Origin of the sequence: Amycolatopsis sp. A1MSW2902 (assembly GCF_017312175.1) — a bacterium.
In the GTDB taxonomy this organism is placed as follows: domain Bacteria; phylum Actinomycetota; class Actinomycetes; order Mycobacteriales; family Pseudonocardiaceae; genus Amycolatopsis; species Amycolatopsis nivea.
This window is the reverse complement of sequence record NZ_QJPO01000003.1, coordinates 148,761-165,033: the sequence shown is the minus strand read 5'-3', so window position 1 is coordinate 165,033 and position 16,273 is coordinate 148,761. Positions and strand designations below refer to the sequence as shown.

Genomic DNA, 16,273 nt, shown 5'->3' with positions numbered 1-16,273 from the left:
ATGACCGACGAGACCGTGGCGGCTTTGGTCCGCAGGGTCGAGGTGCTCGAAGCCGAGGCGGACATCCGGCGGCTGCAGGCGCGCTACATGTTCCTCTGCGACACGCCGAATCCCGAGTACGGCGTGGCCGACGACGCGAAGCGGATCGAGCTGATCCTCGAGCTTTACACCGAGGACGCGGTGTGGGAAGGCGTCGGCGAGTACTACGACGGCCAGTTCGGCCGCGCCGAGGGCAAAGCGGCGATCCGCGAGCACTTCCAGCGGTTCTGGGGCGAGAAACAGGATCCGGCGCTGCTGCTGAACGCGCACTACCTGACCTCGGAACAGATCCACGTGCACGGCGACACCGCCGACGGGCAGTGGATCCACATGCAGCCGTGGCTGTTCTCGGACGGGAAGTCGTTGCTGCGCTCCAGCCGGCTCAACAACGCCTTCCGCAAGGAGCCGGACGGCTGGCGGATCACCCGGACCCGCACCGAAAACGTGTTCGTCGCCCCGCTGCCGGGCCGGTTCGCGAGCGACTACCCGTCGACGTCGGTGCTGCTGAAGCCGTGACCGGCCCCTCCTGTCCGGTTCGCCGCGGATTACGCTGAGCCGAGGCAACCGGACGGGAAGGACGCGATGGCAGGGCTGGCATACGGTACGGGACGGCAAGCGCTGCTGGACGCCGCGGTACGGGTCGTAGCGGCGCAGGGCCTGCGCGGGCTGACCTACCGCTCGGTCGCCGCCGAAGCCGGCGTCACCCACGGTTCGGTCCGCTACCACTTCGGCGACTGGCGGACGCTGGTGGAAGAGGCGCTCGCACACTGCGTCGAGCGCAGCGTTCAGGGCGCGGAGCTGTCGTCGCAGGGCGAGGGCTTCGACGAGTTCGCCTCGGGTCTGGTCTCGCTCGTGACCGCCGATCCGGGGGCACAGGCCTTCCAATACGAACTGACCATGGAAGCCCGGCGCCGCCCCGAACTGCGCCCGGTCATGGAACGCGCCAACGACCTGTACCGCGACGCGGTGCGCCGCGAACTCGCCGCACACGGCCTCGACGACCCCGACCTGGCCGAACTGGTGTTCCTGGCCCTTGACGGTCTGGTGTTCCACTTGACGGCGTTCGGGGACACGTCGCGCGGCGAACGAGCGGCGGCGAAGCTGCGGGCGTTGCTGCGTGCGTACGCGGGGGTTGCGGCGGCTGAGCGCAGCGTGAAGTAGCCGGGGCTGGCTTGACCATGCGTCAAACCAGCCCCGGCCGGACTGTTCCCGGTACCGGTCAGTCGCGCACGGCCAGTTCGCCGAGTTCGGACCAGCCGTCCTGGTTCACCTTGGCGTGCACGATGCGCGGCGTTTCGGCCAGATAAGGCGGAAGCTCGCGCTGCGCGGTCTTGAAGTGGTCGGAACCGACGTGGGCGGCGCCCGCGTCGTCGTCGCGGAATGCTTCCACCAGCACGTATTCGCTGGTGTCGGCGAGGCTGCGCGACCACTCGTACCAGAGGCAGCCGGGCTCGGCTCGCGTCGCTTCGGTGAACGCGCGGGAGATCTCGGGCCACGCGTCCGCGTGCTCCGGCTTCACCCGGAACTTGGCGGTGATGAAGATCATCGGTCTCCTCGGGGCGGTTTTCCATTTCAGGGAACCAGGATCGCGCGTCCGCGGACGCGGCCGGCGGCCAGGTCGTCGAGCGCGTCCTGAAAGGACTCGAGCGGGTAGGTCGCGGTGTGCAGGCGCACGCGGTCCTGCGCGGCCAGCACCATCAGCTCGCACAGATCGGTGTAGGAGCCGACCAGGTTGCCGATGAAGTTGATCTCGGCGGAGATGATGTCGATCGTGGGCACGTCGATGTTTTCGCCGTAGCCCACCACGTGGTAGTCGCCCGCGCGGCGCAGCATCGCGACGCCGTCGCGGGTCGCGCCGCCCTCTCCGACGAAGTCGAGCACGGTTTCCGCGCCCTCGCCGCCGGTCAGCTCCCGCACCGCGGCGACGTGCCCGCCGTCGGCGACCACGCCGTGGTCCGCGCCGATCGATTCGGCCAGCTTCACCGCGTCCTCGTTGCGGTCGACCACGATCAGCTCGGCGGCGGTGAGCGCCTTGAGCACCTGGATGCCGATGTGCCCGAGCCCGCCGGCGCCGATCACCACGCACCGGTCGCCCGGGCGCAGCCGCCGCGCTGCCTTGGCCGCCGCGTGATACGCGGTGAGCCCGGCGTCGGCGAGCGCGGCGACATCGGCCGGTTCCAGCGAATCGTCGAGCTTCACCACACTGCGCGCGGAGGTCTTGAGGTACTCGGCGTAACCGCCCGCGGTGTCGATGCCGGGGAATTGGCTGGCCGCGCAGTGCACGTCGTCGCCGGCGCGGCAGGCGCGGCACAGGCCGCAGGTGATCAGCGGGTGCACGATCACCTTGTCGCCCTCGGCGACGTTGGTGACCGCGCTGCCCACCGCGTGCACCCAGCCCGCGTTTTCGTGGCCGATCGTGTAGGGGAGCGCGACGCCGGACTTCTCCGCCCACTGCCCTTCGAGGATGTGGATGTCGGTGCGGCACACGCCGGCGCCGCCGATCCGCACGACGACGTCGTACGGGCCGGCGACCTCGGGGACGGGTACGTCGGCGAGCCGAAGTTGCTGGTCGTAACCGACGACCTGGACTGCTTTCACGATGCTCGGGCCTCCTCGGGCGAGCCGGGCCGCGGCGCCTGGTCGGCCGCGGATTCGGGATAACGGGTGCGGAGCAGGCCGCGGCAGAAGTGCGCGTTGCCGTCGATCGAAATCCGGACCGACCGCGCGAACCGCAGCCGCAGCGGCACTTCCTCCTTCGGATACGGCCGGCCGCGGTCGTCGACGAGCACCGGCTGGTCCGGCGTGACCGCGAGACCGAGCGCTTCCCGGCGGCGCAGGAGCGCGGCGGTGACCCGGTCGTCGGGCAGGTCGCCGAGCGTCACGTCGTGCAGCGCTTCTTCGCTCAGGGCTCGGTCCGCGCGCAGCAGCGCGGTCAGCGCCCGTTCCATGGCCGCAGTGTGCGCCTTGCGCCGGAACGTCGCCCGCAGCTGCTCGAGGTCTTGTTCCGCCTCGTCGCCGAACGTGCCGCGATAGCCGGCATCGGCGGCGAGGCCGCGGTTGATCAGGTCCGAATCGTGGTGGTCGTCCAGCAGCACCTCGACCCGGCCCGCCTCGGGCAGCGCGGTCAGCACGTCCTTCGCGTCCGATGCCATCAGGTACGCGAAATTGGGCGAACAGAACGAAGTCGGCAGCCGCAGGTGCACGGTCAGCGTTCCGTCGCGGGCTTCGAGCGAACGGACGAAGCCGAGATCGGTGATCGGTTCGTCCAGTTCGGGGTCGAAGACGGCGGACAGCGCGTCGCGGGCGCGCTCTTCCAGTGCGGGCATCAGCCGACCGCCACCGCGTCGGGGGTCGCCTCGGCCGGATCGTCGGCGACGCGCAGTTCGGCCGGGACCTCGATGTCGTACATCGCCGCCGCGTTGAGCCCGAGGATCTTCTTCTTGACCTCGGTGGTGAGCGGCGGGTACTCGGTCATGTCCGCCGGGATCTGGAAGTCGACGAACTTCTCCACCAGCCACTTCGGCGTCCAGATCGCGTAGTCGCTGGAGAACTGGATCCGGTTCTCGTCCAGCCAGTACAGCAGCTCCCCGATGATCTGCGCGAAATACCGCGGCCGGGTGTGGATGAACGGCATCGCGACGGCGAGCCCGGCGTGCACGTTCGGCTCTTGCGTGGCGATCCAGCAGAAGTCCTCCAGCCGGGGGAGCCCGCAGTGCTCGATGACGAAGTTCAGCTCGGTGAAGTCGGTGGCGACCTTGTCCACGTCGGCGACGTCGAACGCGTCGCGGTCCAGCGGCCGGATCGTCGGGCCCTTGTGGATGTGGATGTTCTTGACGCCCAGCTCCTGGGCCGCCTCCAGGTAGCGGTAGCTCCACTTGTCGTCGAGCTTCCAGCCGCGCGAATCGCCGAACCATTCGGCGGTGTAGAGCTTGGCGCCCTTGAGCCCGAACCGTTTCGCGTCCTCGCGCAGCTGCTTGAGCCCGTCCTCGCCGAACCGGGGGTCCCAGCAGTGGTTGTAGGTGAGCTTGTCCGGATGCCGCTGGGCCAGCGCGAACGCTTCCTCGGTCTGCCCGAAGCCGTTCGTGTAGAACGCGGGCAGCAGGGCAGGCTGGAAGATCGCGTGGTCGACGTAGCCGTCGGCGAACAGGTCCTTCATCAGCCGGTCGCCGCCCTGGTAGAGGTAGTCCTCGTAGGGCCAGACCTCGGACTCCGGGCTGAGGTTGCGGTGGTAGTCGTAGAAGCAGTCGATGAACTGCTTGCCGTGGATGTTGCGCTGGTTGCCCGGCCGGGCGTCCCAGAGCGCGACGTGCGCGTCCAGGATGTAGTAGCTCTCCCCGTCCTTGGTGTACATCGGTTTCCTCTCCCGTCGTGACCTCATCGGCACGTCCGGACTCGGACGGTAGGGATCCCGGCGCAGGTCAGGCAGGGCCGCGCTGTCTCAGTTTGAGACAGCGGCCGCACTGCGGAGCGCCCGCGCGCGGGTAGCCTCGATCCCGTCCGACGCAGTGGCGCGTCTCCCGGGAGGCCGATATGGCGCACAGCCCGCGCGAATCGGGGCCGCTCGCGCCGCGAGGTTCGACCGCGCCGCGGTTGCGCGCCTCGTGGCAGCGCAGCGAGCGCTACGGGGTGCCCGGCGACGAGGTCACCCCGGTGTTCAGCGGTGCGGTGGACACTGAATCGTTGCTGTACGACTGCGGCAACGAAGTGCTCGAGGGGTTGCACGCGACGCTCGCGAACGAGCCGATCAGCCTCATGCTCACCGACGCCGAGGGCCTGGTCCTCAGCCGGATGTGCGGGGACATGGGGATCACGCGGTCGCTCGACCGGGTCCACCTGGCGCCTGGGTTCTATTTCGCGGAGAGCAATGCCGGCACGAACGGACTGGGGCTAGCGCTCGCCGACCGCGTGCCGTCCTTGGTGCGCGCGGGGGAGCACTACTGCACCAGCCTGCGCGGCTACACGTGCGCCGCGGTCCCGGTGCTGGAGCCGATCAGCGGTGCGCTGGCGGGCAGCGTGAACCTCACGACCTGGTCGGAGCAGTCCTCGGAGCTGCTGCTCGCGCTCGCGCAGACCGCGGCGGGGCACACCAGCGCGCTGATGCTGGCGCGCGCGTCCGGGCGGCAGTCGCGTCCGGCGCCGCGCGGCGAGGTGTACCGGATGTATGCCGACCGGCTTGATCCGCCGCGGTTGTCGGCGACCTGGCAGCACGCGGTCTCCGAAGCCCCGGCTGCCATGCGGTGGGGACGGACGGTCCTCGTGACGGGCGAGCCGGGGCGGGCAAGACCGCGCTGGCGGCGCTCGCGCGCCGGGAACTGCACTCGCGCGAACGGCTGCTCAACGCCCGCGCGCCCGCCCCGGAGGGCGTGCAGACGTGGCTCACGGTGTGGGAGCCCGAGCTGGGCAAGGACGACACCTGCGTGATCGTGGCCGGCGTCGACGCATTGCCCGCGTGGGCGGCGAGCGAACTGGCTGCCCGGTTCGCGGCGCTGCGCGAGCGCGGCAGTGCCGCGTCGTTCGTGCTCACCGCCGCCTCCGCTGAGGTCCCGGCGGCGCTCCTGCCGCTGGTGGACACCGTGGTCGAGGCGCCCTCGCTGCGTTTCCGGCCGGACGATGTGCTGCCCTTGGCGCACCACTTCGCCCACCAGTCGCGGGGGCGGGCCGTCGCGTTCACGCCCTCGGCGGCGCGCGCACTGTGCGCCTACGACTGGCCGGAGAACGTCAAACAACTCCGGCGGGTGGTCCAGGCCGCCGCCGCTCGCTCCGAGACGATCGACAGCCGGCACCTGCCCGCGGAAATCTTCACGAACGCCGGGCACCGGCTCAACCGCCTGCAGGCACTCGAACGCGACGAGATCGTCCGCTGCCTCGCGCAGCAGGGGGCGACAGTGGTTGCCGCGGCTGAGGAACTCGGCATGGCCCGGGCCACGCTCTACCGCAAAATGGCCCAGTACGGCATCGACCAGCGCCAGTTTCGCTCGTGACGCCGACAGCCGCGCCGTAGCGACGTTCGGCGGGACCGGCCGGGTGTCTCAAAGTGAGACGGCAGGTCCCGCCGCTCCGCTTGCCGCCTGCCTACGATCGGGCCACCGGCCGGTCGAAGGACACGGATTCGGCACATCCCGAAGGAGCATCAGCAATGTCGCTGCGCACCGTCATCAGCCCGAGCAGGTACGTCCAAGGAGCCGGCGCGATCCGGCGGCTCGGCGAATATCTCGCGCCGATCGGGGCGAGGCCGGTGGTCGTCGCCGACGATCTGGTGTGGGGGATGGTCGGCCACGACGTCGAGACGTCGTTGAAGAGCGCGGACTTGCCGGTGCGGCGGGAGACGTTCCGCGGCCTCCCGAGCGCGGCGGAGGTCGATCGGATCGCTGGTGTCCTGCGGGAAGCCGACGCCGATGTGGCGGTCGCGGTAGGCGGCGGGAGCGCGATCGACACGGTGAAGGCCGCGGGCCACCTCGTCGGGATCCGCTGGGCGAACTGCCCGACGGTGGCCTCGACCGACGCCCCCTGCAGCGCGCTTTCGGTGATCTACACCGAAAGCGGCGAATTCGAGGAGTACCGGTTCTTTCCGCGCAACCCCGACTTGGTGCTCGTCGACTCGCAGGTGGTGGCGAACGCACCGGTCGAACTGCTCGCCGCCGGGGTCGGCGACGCACTGGCGACGTGGCTCGAAGCGCGCGCCACCGCCCAGTCGAACTCGGCGACGATGGCGGGCGGGCTGCCGACGGTCACCGGCACCGCGCTGGCCAAGCTCAGCTGGGAAGTGCTGTGGGACAACGCACTTCAGGCCGTCGACGCGGTGCGCGATTCCCAGGTCACGCCGGCGGTGGAGAAAGTGATCGAAGCGAACACGCTGCTGTCCGGCCTCGGCTTCGAATCCGGCGGGCTCGCCGCGGCGCACGCCGTCCATAATGGACTGACGGCGGTCGCGGCCACCCACGGGCTCGCGCACGGCCAGAAGGTCAACATCGGATCGATCGCGCAACTCGTGCTGGAAGGCGCGCCGTCCGGCGAGGTCCGCGACTTCGTCGAGTTCACGACCCGGGTCGGACTGCCGACGACACTGACCGAAGTCGGCCTGCGCAGCGACGACCACGACAGCCTGCGCGCGGTCGCCGACGCAGCGACCGCCGAAGGCGAGACCATCCACGCTATGCCGTTCGAGGTGCACAGCCGCGATGTCGCTAGCGCGCTGGCCTCGATCGAACGCTTCGCGACCAGGGTCCGCCGCGAGGCGAAACTTCCTGACCCGGTGCCGTATCTGGCGCACGCCTGACGAAACCACGACCGCCCGGGCGGCGGCGGAGCGGAAATCCTCGCCGCCGCTCGGGTAGTCAAGCCTGCCGTCTGTGACCGACACACCACCTTTGCGCAGGCGGGGAGCCCTCGTGCGGATCCGCGGCGGCTACGGCGATCCGCTCGCCGTGCCTTACACCGCGTACGCCTGACGAAATCACGACCGCCCGGGCGGCGGCGGAGCGGAAACCCCTTGCCGCCGCCCGGGTATTCAACCCTGCTCGCCTGCAACGGTTCCGGGACGGGCGAATGTCACGTCGGGTCAAGGAGGACCAGTGACCGACATACCACCTTTGCGCAGGCAGGGAGCCCTCGCACGGCTCCGCGGCGGTTACGGCGACCTGCTCGCCGAATTCTTCGGCACGTTCGTGCTCATCGCGCTCGGCGACGGCTGTGTCGCCATGGCGGTGGCCGGACTGCCCGGCTCGGGCCGTACCGCCGGCCCCACGGTGATCTTCCAGGGCACCGCCGACTGGATGCTGATCGTGTGGGGCTGGGCGTTCGCGGTCGCGTTCGCTGTCTTGCTCGCGGGCGGCGTCAGCGGCGCGCATCTCAATCCCGCCGTGACGTTCGCGATGGCGTTGCGGCGGCGGTTTCCGTGGCGGCGGGTTCCCGGTTATTGCGGAGCTCAGCTTTTCGGCGCGTTCGCCGGCGCTGCACTGGTTTTCGCGGTGTACCACCCGGCCATCCGCGCGTTCGAGGCGGCGGCCGGCGCGGACGGGAAGAACACGACGTTCACCATTTTCGCGACCGCGCCCGCGCGTTATTTCACCGATTGGCTCGGACCGCTGCTGGACCAAGTGGTCGGCACCGCCGTGCTCCTCGCGGTGGTGCTCGCGATCATCGACGGCCGGATCGCGGCGTCGACGCCGAAAATGGCTCCCTTGCTGATTGGCTTCACCGTCGCCGCGATCGGCCTCTCCTACGGCGCGAACGCGGGTTACGCGATCAACCCGGCCCGCGATCTCGGCCCGCGGCTCTTCGCGTTCCTCGCCGGATGGGGCGACGCCGCACTGCCCGGTCCCGGCGGCTATCTGTGGATTCCGATCGTCGGACCGCTGATCGGCGGCGCCGTCGGGGTGCTGCTGTACGACTTCTTCATCGGCGATGTCCTGCACGCGCGCGATTCGCTCCCACTCGGGAAAAGCGTCTCAAAGTGAGACAACCGACGCGTTGAACGGCCCCGAAACGCCGCCTACATTTCTGCCGGATCCCAGCGAAGACAAAGGAGTTGTCGCATGAGCAAGAACATTCTCGTCACCGGTGCCGCCCGGGGCATCGGCAGGGGAATCGCACTGCGCCTCGCGGCGGACGGGCACGACGTCGCGGTCAACGACATCCCGGCCAACGCGGGCGAACTGGAAGCGGTAGCCAAGGAAATCCGCGCCGCCGGCCGCCGCTCCGCGACAGTCACCGCGGACGTGTCCGACCCGGCCGCGGTGACCGCGATGGTCGGGGAAACCGTGCGGGCGCTGGGTTCCCTGGACGTGATGGTCGCGAACGCGGGCATCGCGCAGGTCCTGCCGCTGCTGGAACTGACGCCGGAGGACTGGGACCGGATGATGGCGGTCAACGCCCGCGGCATGTTCCTGTGCTACCAGGCCGCCGCGAAACAGATGATCGAACAGGGCGGGGGAGGCAAGATCATCGGCGCCGCCTCGATCGTCGCGCACCGGCCGTTCGCGTTGCTGGGCCACTATTCCGCGTCGAAGTGGGCCGTCCGAGGGCTGACCCAGGCCGCGGCGATGGAATGGGCCAAGCACGGCATCACCGTCAACGCCTACTGCCCGGGCATCGTCGGCACCGCGATGTGGGACCTCATCGACGAGAAACTGGCCGAATCCGAGGGCCTGCGCAAGGGCCAGGCCATCGCGAAGTACTCCGACCTCATCCACCTGGGCCGGGTCTCCGTCCCGGAGGACGTGGCCAGCTACGTGTCGTACCTGGCGTCCCCCGATTCGGACTACATGACCGGCCAGTCCGTGATGATCGACGGCGGGATCCAGTTCGCCTGAACCGCGTCCCAAGCTCCGGGCACCGGCCCACGGCGCCCGGAGCTTGGGAGTGCTTCTGGCCAACGCCGCCATCATGCTCGCCGACCGCACCCCGCGCGAGTGTCCAAAAAGGAATCCCCGGTGACCTCCATCAGCCAGCCTGGCTCGCAGCTCGCCGTTCGCGCAGCACGAACTTCTGGATCTTCCCGGTCGACGTCTTGGGCAGCTCCCCGAACGTCACGGACTTCGGGGCTTTGAAGCGGGCCAGCCGTTGCCGGACGTGGTCGATGATCTCCTGCTCGGTCGCGGCGAGCCCGTCGAGGAGCGTGACATAAGCCGCGGGCACCTCGCCCCACCGCGGGTCGGGTACCGCGATCACGGCCGCCTCGCGGACGGCGGGGTGGTCCATGATCGCCTGTTCCACCTCGATCGACGCGATGTTCTCCCCGCCGGAGATGATGATGTCCTTCGCCCGGTCGCGCAGTTCCACGTAGCCGTCGGGGTGCACCACGCCGATGTCCCCGGTCCGGAACCAGCCGTCGGGCGCCGCCGCTGCGGTCGCGGCCCCGTCGTCCAGGTAGCCGAGCATGACGTTGTTGCCGCGCAACACGATCTGCCCCGCGGTCTCGCCGTCGGCCGGGACGTCGTTCCCGTCCTCGTCGATCACCCGCGGGACGCACGAGATCATGTTCCCGACGCCCTGGCGCGCCATCAACCGCACCCGGGTCCGCTCCTCGAGGGAGTCCCATTCCGGGCGCCGGTCGCAGATCATGGCGGGGCCGTAGGTTTCGGTCAGCCCGTACAGGTGCGTGAGGTCGAAGCCCAGGGACTCCATCCGCCGCAGGATGGCCGGTGACGGAGGCGCGCCGCCGGTCGCGATCCGGACGGTTCGTCCCGCAGGGAGGGCGGCCGCCTCTTCGGCGTACGCGATCATCGACAGCACGGTGGGAGCGCCGTTGAGGTGCGTCACGCCCTCCTCCCGGATCAGCCGCCACACCTGCGCGGGGTCGACTTTCGGCAGGCACACGTGCGTCGCGGCGGCCGCGGTCACCGCCCACGGGAAGCACCATCCGTTGCAGTGGAACATGGGCAAGGTCCACAGGTGCACGGCCGACGGCGTCAATCCGGTGTGGCCGACCATCGCCATGGACTGCAGGTAGGCCCCGCGATGGTGGTACATCACGCCTTTGGGCCGGCCGGTCGTTCCCGAGGTGTAGTTGATCGACAGCAGTGCCAGCTCGTCGGACGGCGTATGCCGCACCGGTTCGGCCGCGGCCAGCAGCGCCTCGTAATCCTCCCCAGCGCGGATCCGTCGGGGAGGGGAGTCGAGCCGCGCGAGGGCGTCATCGGCGAGGGCGTCGAACGTCGGATCGTGGATCAGCACCGAAGCCCCGGAATGCTGGAGGATGTAGGCGATTTCCCGCGCGGAGAGCCGGGTGTTGACCGCCACCAGCGGCACTCCTGCCCACACCACGCCGAAGTGCGCTTCCAGCAGCACATGCGTGTTGGGCGCCAGCACCGCGACGGGCCGGGCCTCGCTCATTCCCGCCAGCGCGCCGGCGAGGCGGGTGCACCGCTCGCGGAATTCGGTGTACGTCCAGCGCCGGTCCCCGTCGATCACCGCCGTCCGGTCGCCGTGCGCCGCGGCCGCACGATCGAGGAACGACGTCGGGGTCAGGGGTTCGAACGACAACGGCGGTGGCATCCGCGGTCCTTTCTGAAGACGGGGTGGGCTAGAGCTGGCGGAGCACTTTGTCGAGTGCGTCGGCGGTGGCGTCGATGTCGGCGGGGGTGTGGGCGGTGGAGAGGAAGACTTTTCCGGAGGGCATGAAGAGGAAGCCGCGGTGCAGCATGCCGTCGAGGATGTGGCTCCAGGGGCCGCCGGTTCCGTGCAGGCCGGTGGCGCCGCCGTCGGGGACGTACTGCAGGAGCGAGCCGACCCGGTTGAGGCTGCCCCGGCCCGGTGCGGAGGCGAGCACGGCGCCGACGGTGTTCTCGAACTCCGCGGAGACGCGTTCCAGCGCGAGGTAGACCTCGGGGTCGGCGAGCACGCGCATGGTCGCCTCGACGGCGGCCAACGCGACGGGGTTGGCGTTGAACGTCCCGGCGTGCACGACGCCGGACGTCACCTGGTCGATGAGGTCAGCGCGGCCGACGACCGCGCTCTGGGTGAATCCTCCGGCGATGGCTTTGCCGAACACGGACAGGTCCGGGCGCACGCCGTATTTCTCGGCGGCGCCGCCGCGGGCGATGCGGAATCCGGCGATCACTTCGTCGAAGACGAGGACGACGCCGTGCCGGTCGCACAGGGCGCGCAGCGCGGGCAGGAACTCCGCCGACGGGGCTTCGACGCCGCCGTTGCTCATGATCGGGTCGACGAGCACCGCCGCGATGTCCCGCTCCACGGTCTCGGCGAGCAGGCGTTCGGCCATGGCGATGTCGTTGAACCGGGCGATGACGAGGTCGTCGAGGACGCTGGGCGTCTGGCCTTTGGACGCGAGCGCGGGAGCCCGGTCGGTGTCGGTGTCGGCGAGTCCGGCGTAGACGCTGTCGTGCCAGCCGTGGTAGCTGCGGGCGAATTTCACCACCCGCCGCCGACCCGTCGCTGCCCTCGCCAGGCGCAGGGCGATCTGGACGGCTTCGGTGCCGGTGTTGCTCCAGAGCAGTCGTTGCCCGTGCGGGACCGCGTCCAGGACGGCTTCCGCGGCCAGGTATTCCAGGGCGTGGCCGGTGCCGACGACCTGCATCCGGGTCGCGGCCGCGCAGGCTGCTTCGACGATGCGGGGGTCGCTGTGGCCGAGCAGCATCGGTCCCCACGCCATGACGTAGTCGACGTAGCGGTCGCCGTCGAGGTCCCACACGTGCGCGCCGCGTGCTTCGCGGACATAGAGCGGATGCGGCCGCATCGCGAGGCGCAACCCCGACGCCACCCCGCCGCCGATGCTGCGCCGGGCCCGTTCAAAAGCCAGACGCGAACTTTCCAGTGCCATCAGGAAATCCCTCCTCAAGAGACCGAAGCAATCGCCGAGGTCGGCGGTGAAGTGGATGGCGCCGTGGCCACCATGGCCGTTGGCCACGGCGCCTCGCTCACACTGCTCCCAACGCGGCTCGTCGCCGTTCTGTCGCGTCCTGATCGACCCGGGGCGAGTGCTCTTCCCCGACGATGACCACGCCATACACCTCCGCCGCAGCGTCCCGGGTGACGTAACCCTCGGCGACGTCGTGGAGAACCGCGTCGGCGTCGCGGGTACGCGGGTCGCCGAATCCACCGCCGCCAGCGGTCGTGTTGAGCACGTACTGGCCCGGTTCGAGGGCGATCGCACCGGTGCCCGGCAGTTCGGTGACCTCGCCGGTCGCGTGACGGAGCGCGGCCGCGGCCGTGGCGCCGGGACCGCCGCCGTGGATGCCGTTCGGCGGCGACTCGTGGGCGTCGAGCGTCCACACGACGTCGACCGGGTTTCCGCGTGCGGTGTAAGCAAGTTCCATCGCGTTGGCCCCGCGGTGCCTGCCGGGCCCGCCGGAGTCGGGGAGCAGCCGCACGTAGTCGAACTGGACCGGGTACTTCTGCTCGTTGATCTCGATCGAGTCCCGGTACAGCAGGCCGGCGCAGACCGGCAGGATCCAGGTCAGCCATCCGTCGCAGTCCCGCGAGGCGGGTCCGCCGTTGTTGGCGACGAACATCTGGTTCACGAACGGCATCCCGGTCCGCCAGTCGGTCCCGGAGATGACGCCCATGCCCGGTCCCATGCCGGTGCCGCCCTCGGCGACGCCGTGGCCGGTGCCCGCTTCGCCGAGGGCCGACTGGGCGAGGTTGACCAGCCGGTCCGCGACGTTCGTGGTGGCCATCGAGGCGGACGTCGGGTGCCGGGGGATCCCGACGACGCAGTTCTCGCGCAGGAGGACCTCGACGCGGCGGAAGGCCCCGGCGTTGTGCGGCACGGTCGGGTCGATGTTGTTGAACAGCCCGGCGATCGCCATGTTCGTCGCCGTCGAGCGCGTCATGTTCAGGCCCGCCGGAACGCAGTCCGGGTTGTCGCGCAGGTCGATGCTGACCCGGCCCGCCTCGGCGTCGACCGTCAGGTCCACCTTGAGCGGGATCGGGGGCAGCGGCCCGACGCTGTCGTGCTGCCCGTGCCGGACGTAGCGCCCGGACGGCAGCGCCGAAATCGCCGCGGTCATCCGGCGCTCGGAGTAGTCGAACCACTCGGCGACGAACTGCCGGATCAGTTCGAGGCCGTAGACGTCGACGAGTTCCTTGAGCCGGCGTTCGCCGGTCCGGGCCGCGCCCAGCGTCGCGAGGTAGTCGCCGTACCACTGGTCGGGCACCCGGATCCGCCTGCGGCACATCTCGATGACGTCGGAGATGTCCTCGCGGTCGCGCTGGACCTGCACGCACGGGAAGTTGAGCGCGCCCTCCTCGTACACGTCCTTCGCCATCGCGAAATAGGTCGTGGGCATGCTGTTGCCGATGTCGGCTTGGTGCGACTTCGCGACGGCGGTGAAGAGGTGCGTGTCGCCGACGAACACCGGCACCATGATCGTGTGGTCGGCGTGGTGCGAGCCGCCGACGTAAGGATCGTTGTCGAGGTAGGCGTCGCCGTCGCGGAGGTCGGGATGCCGGCGGCGCAGTTCGGCGGTCTGCAGATGCGCGCCGAAGATGTGCACCGGGAGGCCTTCGGCGGAGGCGAGCAGTTCGTCCTCGCCGGTCACGATCGAGCAGGAGAAGTCCCGCGCGACCGCGATGACCGAGGAGCGACCGGCGCGCAGCAGCGTGCTGGTCATCTCACGGACGATCGTGTCGAGCCGGTTGGCGATGACCGCCATCTGGGCGGGGTCGAGGGTCCCGGATGTCATGTCAGACCTCCACGAGGTAGTTGCCGGCGGACGTGACGTGCAGGCGGGCGCCCGGCGGCACGACGAGGGTGCTGGTCGGTTCCTCGACGATGAGCGGGCCCGCGAGGACGGTGCCGGGCGGTCGCGACCCGCCGGCCACGACAGTCGTGTCGTGCCAAGCGCCGTCGAAGTAAGCCGGTTTGACGCGGTCCGCGCCCGTGCGGACCGGTTCGAGCCCGTCCCGGCGCTCGGTGACCGCGGCGACCGCGCGGCTTCCGACCGGGGCGCGCAGCCGCGCCTTCCACGTCAGGCATTCCAACGGCGCACCGGGTTCCTTCACCGAGAAGACGCGCTCGTGGGCCTCGTCGAAGGCCTGCCGGAGCGCGGCCAGGCCGTCGGCGTCGTCGATCTGCGCGCCGACCGGCACCTCCAGCTCCCACACCTGGTACGCGTAGCGGGCCTCGACGAGGTGGTCGACGGTGATGCCGTCGACGCCGCGCTCGCGCAGTCCGGCGGCGAACTCGTCCGCGCGCTCGTCGAGTCCTTTGAGGACGCTGTTCACCGCTTCGAAGTCCCAGGACCTGGTGTCGGCGAACTGGCTGGCGGTGAACTCCGCGACGATGTCGGAGAACTGGCCGCCGGTCGCGCTGAGCGCTCCGGCCGATCGCGGCATCAGCACCGAGGAACAGCCGAGCGCGCGCACGATCGCCGCGATGCCCAGCCCCGCGGCACCGCCGCCCGCGACGACCAGCGCCCGCGCGGGATCGACGCCCTCGTTGATGGTGATGTCCTGGATCGCACCGACCATGTGCTCGTTCGCGACGGTCAGGACGGACTCCGCGGTCTTCTCCCGGCTGAGCCCGAGCGTCGCGGCGAGCCCGTCGACTGCGGTGTTGGCGGCGTCGCGGTCGAGCGGCATGCGGCCGCCGAGGAACGTGTCCGGGTCGAGGTAGCCCAGGACGCAGGCAGCGTCGCTGACGGTCGGCTCGGTCCCGCCGCGGCCGTAGCAGGCTGGCCCGGGATCGGCACCGGCGCTGCGCGGGCCGACGCGCAGGAGCCCGCCGTCGTCGACCCACGCGATCGAGCCGCCGCCGGACCCGATCGAGCGGATGTCCACCGAGGCTGTTCCGGTCAGGTGCCCGAGATACTTCGGGCCGAGCCACGTTTCGTTGGTGAAGGTGACCGCGCCGGCGCGGACGAGCGAGACGTCGAAGCTCGTCCCGCCGGTGTCGCAGACGATCACGTCGCGGTTGTCGTTCTCGGCCCGGGCGAACGTCAGTCCGGCTACCGGGGCCATCGAGGGTCCGGAGCGGACCGTGTCGACCGGCCGGGCCGCGGCGTCGGGCAGGTGCAGCACGCCGCCGAACGAGGTCGCGACCATGAGTTCCCCGCGGAACCCGGCGGCGGCGAGATCCTCGGCGATGGCGGACAGGTGCGCGCTCATCATCGGTTTGAGGGAGGCGTCGATCGCGGCCGTCGAGGCTCGCCGGTACTCCCGGACGATCGGGTTGACCTCGTGCGAGAGCGTGTATGGAATCCCGGGCAACTCCTCGGAAATCAGCTCGCCGACGCGGCGTTCGTGCGCGCCGTTGACAATCGCCCAGAGCAGGCAGACCGCGACGGCTTCGACGTCCTGCGCGCGCAGCCGGCGGAGGATGTCCCGGACCGCGTCCTCGTCCAGCCGTCGCACGACGTCGCCCTCGGAGTCGATGCGTTCCGGGATTTCGCTGGTGAGCGCGCGGGGCACGTAGGGCTCGGGATAGCGCACGCTGAGGTCGAATCCGTCGTGCTTGCCGCCCTCGCGCAGCACGAGGATGTCCGGGAAGCCCTCGGTGACCAGCAGCGCCGTGCGGGCGGTGCGGCCCTCGAGGATGGCGTTGGTCGAGCGAGTCGTGGAGTAGACGAACGTGGTCGTGTCCGCGAGCAGTTGCCCGGCGGTGATGCCCAGTTCGGCAGCGGCGACCTCGACTCCTCCGCGCACGCCGTCGAAAGCTCGCTCGCGGGTCGGCGCCTTGCCGATCGTGAGGCGGCCGTCGGCGTCGGTCACGACCACGTCGGTGAAGGTGCCGCCGGTGTCGACGGTGATCTTGTAGGGCACTGGTCCAGTCCTT

General features: G+C 70.3%; 15 protein-coding genes. 7 read left to right on the top strand and 8 right to left on the bottom strand.

Translation table 11 applies throughout. The features are described from left to right. Both DMP23_RS43885 and DMP23_RS43880 read left to right on the top strand, forming a co-directional pair. Positions 1-555 carry a nuclear transport factor 2 family protein gene (locus DMP23_RS43885; protein WP_337824722.1) on the top strand — a complete coding sequence of 185 codons (555 nt, stop codon included), beginning with the start codon at positions 1-3 and terminating at the stop codon, positions 553-555. Between the two features lie 66 nt (positions 556-621). Further along, on the top strand, positions 622-1,200 hold the full coding sequence (locus DMP23_RS43880; RefSeq protein ID WP_337824721.1) for a TetR/AcrR family transcriptional regulator: 579 nt from the start codon (positions 622-624) through the stop codon (positions 1,198-1,200). Positions 1,201-1,258: 58 nt separating this feature from the next. Here DMP23_RS43880 and DMP23_RS43875 read toward each other — a convergent pair whose 3' ends face one another. From DMP23_RS43875 to DMP23_RS43860, 4 genes are read right to left on the bottom strand one after another with little or no spacing between them, the layout of a single operon-like run. After that, positions 1,259-1,585: a putative quinol monooxygenase gene (locus DMP23_RS43875; RefSeq protein ID WP_337824720.1), complete on the bottom strand. Its 327-nt coding sequence runs from the start codon at positions 1,583-1,585 to the stop codon at positions 1,259-1,261. Between the two features lie 26 nt (positions 1,586-1,611). Beyond that, positions 1,612-2,637 carry an NAD(P)-dependent alcohol dehydrogenase gene (locus DMP23_RS43870; RefSeq protein ID WP_134666038.1) on the bottom strand — a complete coding sequence of 342 codons (1,026 nt, stop codon included), beginning with the start codon at positions 2,635-2,637 and terminating at the stop codon, positions 1,612-1,614. Next, positions 2,634-3,365, bottom strand: coding sequence for an iron-sulfur cluster assembly protein (locus tag DMP23_RS43865; protein ID WP_238606702.1), 732 nt, complete (start codon positions 3,363-3,365; stop codon positions 2,634-2,636). The genes DMP23_RS43870 and DMP23_RS43865 overlap by 4 nt, the downstream gene beginning before the upstream one ends. Further along, positions 3,365-4,390 carry an amidohydrolase family protein gene (locus DMP23_RS43860; protein WP_134666042.1) on the bottom strand — a complete coding sequence of 342 codons (1,026 nt, stop codon included), beginning with the start codon at positions 4,388-4,390 and terminating at the stop codon, positions 3,365-3,367. The genes DMP23_RS43865 and DMP23_RS43860 overlap by 1 nt, the downstream gene beginning before the upstream one ends. A 179-nt stretch (positions 4,391-4,569) precedes the next feature. Here DMP23_RS43860 and DMP23_RS43855 point away from each other — a divergent pair, with 179 nt between their 5' ends. The 5 genes from DMP23_RS43855 to DMP23_RS43835 all read left to right on the top strand — a co-directional run bounded on the left by DMP23_RS43855 (position 4,570) and on the right by DMP23_RS43835 (position 9,350). Continuing rightward, positions 4,570-5,460, top strand: coding sequence for a hypothetical protein (locus DMP23_RS43855; RefSeq protein WP_337824719.1), 891 nt, complete (start codon positions 4,570-4,572; stop codon positions 5,458-5,460). Further along, the gene (locus DMP23_RS43850) at positions 5,421-6,020 is read left to right on the top strand and encodes a helix-turn-helix domain-containing protein (protein ID WP_337824718.1); all 600 of its coding nucleotides are present in this window, start codon (positions 5,421-5,423) and stop codon (positions 6,018-6,020) included. Before DMP23_RS43855 ends, DMP23_RS43850 begins: the two co-directional genes overlap by 40 nt. Before the next feature lie 155 nt (positions 6,021-6,175). Further along, positions 6,176-7,315, top strand: a complete 1,140-nt coding sequence (locus DMP23_RS43845) for a glycerol dehydrogenase (RefSeq protein ID WP_337824717.1) — start codon at positions 6,176-6,178, stop codon at positions 7,313-7,315. 295 nt (positions 7,316-7,610) lie between these two features. Further along, positions 7,611-8,495 carry an MIP/aquaporin family protein gene (locus tag DMP23_RS43840; protein ID WP_337824716.1) on the top strand — a complete coding sequence of 295 codons (885 nt, stop codon included), beginning with the start codon at positions 7,611-7,613 and terminating at the stop codon, positions 8,493-8,495. A gap of 78 nt (positions 8,496-8,573) precedes the next feature. After that, a complete protein-coding gene (locus DMP23_RS43835; protein WP_337824715.1) occupies positions 8,574-9,350 on the top strand; it encodes an acetoin reductase in 777 nt (258 codons plus the stop codon). 130 nt (positions 9,351-9,480) lie between these two features. On the opposite strand, the gene DMP23_RS43830 is transcribed toward DMP23_RS43835, so the two are convergent. From DMP23_RS43830 to DMP23_RS43815, 4 genes are all read right to left on the bottom strand, one after another. Continuing rightward, on the bottom strand, positions 9,481-11,034 hold the full coding sequence (locus DMP23_RS43830) for an AMP-binding protein (protein WP_337824714.1): 1,554 nt from the start codon (positions 11,032-11,034) through the stop codon (positions 9,481-9,483). A gap of 28 nt (positions 11,035-11,062) precedes the next feature. Then, positions 11,063-12,319: an aspartate aminotransferase family protein gene (locus DMP23_RS43825; RefSeq protein WP_337824713.1), complete on the bottom strand. Its 1,257-nt coding sequence runs from the start codon at positions 12,317-12,319 to the stop codon at positions 11,063-11,065. A 97-nt stretch (positions 12,320-12,416) separates the two neighbouring features. After that, positions 12,417-14,183 (bottom strand): hydantoinase B/oxoprolinase family protein, encoded by a 1,767-nt coding sequence (locus DMP23_RS43820; RefSeq protein WP_337824712.1) that lies wholly within the window; start codon positions 14,181-14,183, stop codon positions 12,417-12,419. Between the two features lies 1 nt (position 14,184). Further along, the gene (locus DMP23_RS43815) at positions 14,185-16,260 is read right to left on the bottom strand and encodes a hydantoinase/oxoprolinase family protein (protein ID WP_337824711.1); all 2,076 of its coding nucleotides are present in this window, start codon (positions 16,258-16,260) and stop codon (positions 14,185-14,187) included. Positions 16,261-16,273: the final 13 nt, after the last annotated feature.

Excerpts from the sequence above, each read along its gene's own strand:
- DMP23_RS43885 (WP_337824722.1), top strand. The coding sequence starts at position 1 with ATGACCGACGAGACCGTGGCGGCTTTGGTCCGCAGGGTCGAGGTGCTC.
- DMP23_RS43880 (WP_337824721.1), top strand. The coding sequence starts at position 622 with ATGGCAGGGCTGGCATACGGTACGGGACGGCAAGCGCTGCTGGACGCC.
- DMP23_RS43875 (WP_337824720.1), bottom strand. The coding sequence starts at position 1,585 with ATGATCTTCATCACCGCCAAGTTCCGGGTGAAGCCGGAGCACGCGGAC.
- DMP23_RS43865 (WP_238606702.1), bottom strand. The coding sequence starts at position 3,365 with ATGCCCGCACTGGAAGAGCGCGCCCGCGACGCGCTGTCCGCCGTCTTC.
- DMP23_RS43860 (WP_134666042.1), bottom strand. The coding sequence starts at position 4,390 with ATGTACACCAAGGACGGGGAGAGCTACTACATCCTGGACGCGCACGTC.
- DMP23_RS43855 (WP_337824719.1), top strand. The coding sequence starts at position 4,570 with ATGGCGCACAGCCCGCGCGAATCGGGGCCGCTCGCGCCGCGAGGTTCG.
- DMP23_RS43845 (WP_337824717.1), top strand. The coding sequence starts at position 6,176 with ATGTCGCTGCGCACCGTCATCAGCCCGAGCAGGTACGTCCAAGGAGCC.
- DMP23_RS43835 (WP_337824715.1), top strand. The coding sequence starts at position 8,574 with ATGAGCAAGAACATTCTCGTCACCGGTGCCGCCCGGGGCATCGGCAGG.
- DMP23_RS43830 (WP_337824714.1), bottom strand. The coding sequence starts at position 11,034 with ATGCCACCGCCGTTGTCGTTCGAACCCCTGACCCCGACGTCGTTCCTC.
- DMP23_RS43825 (WP_337824713.1), bottom strand. The coding sequence starts at position 12,319 with ATGGCACTGGAAAGTTCGCGTCTGGCTTTTGAACGGGCCCGGCGCAGC.
- DMP23_RS43820 (WP_337824712.1), bottom strand. The coding sequence starts at position 14,183 with ATGACATCCGGGACCCTCGACCCCGCCCAGATGGCGGTCATCGCCAAC.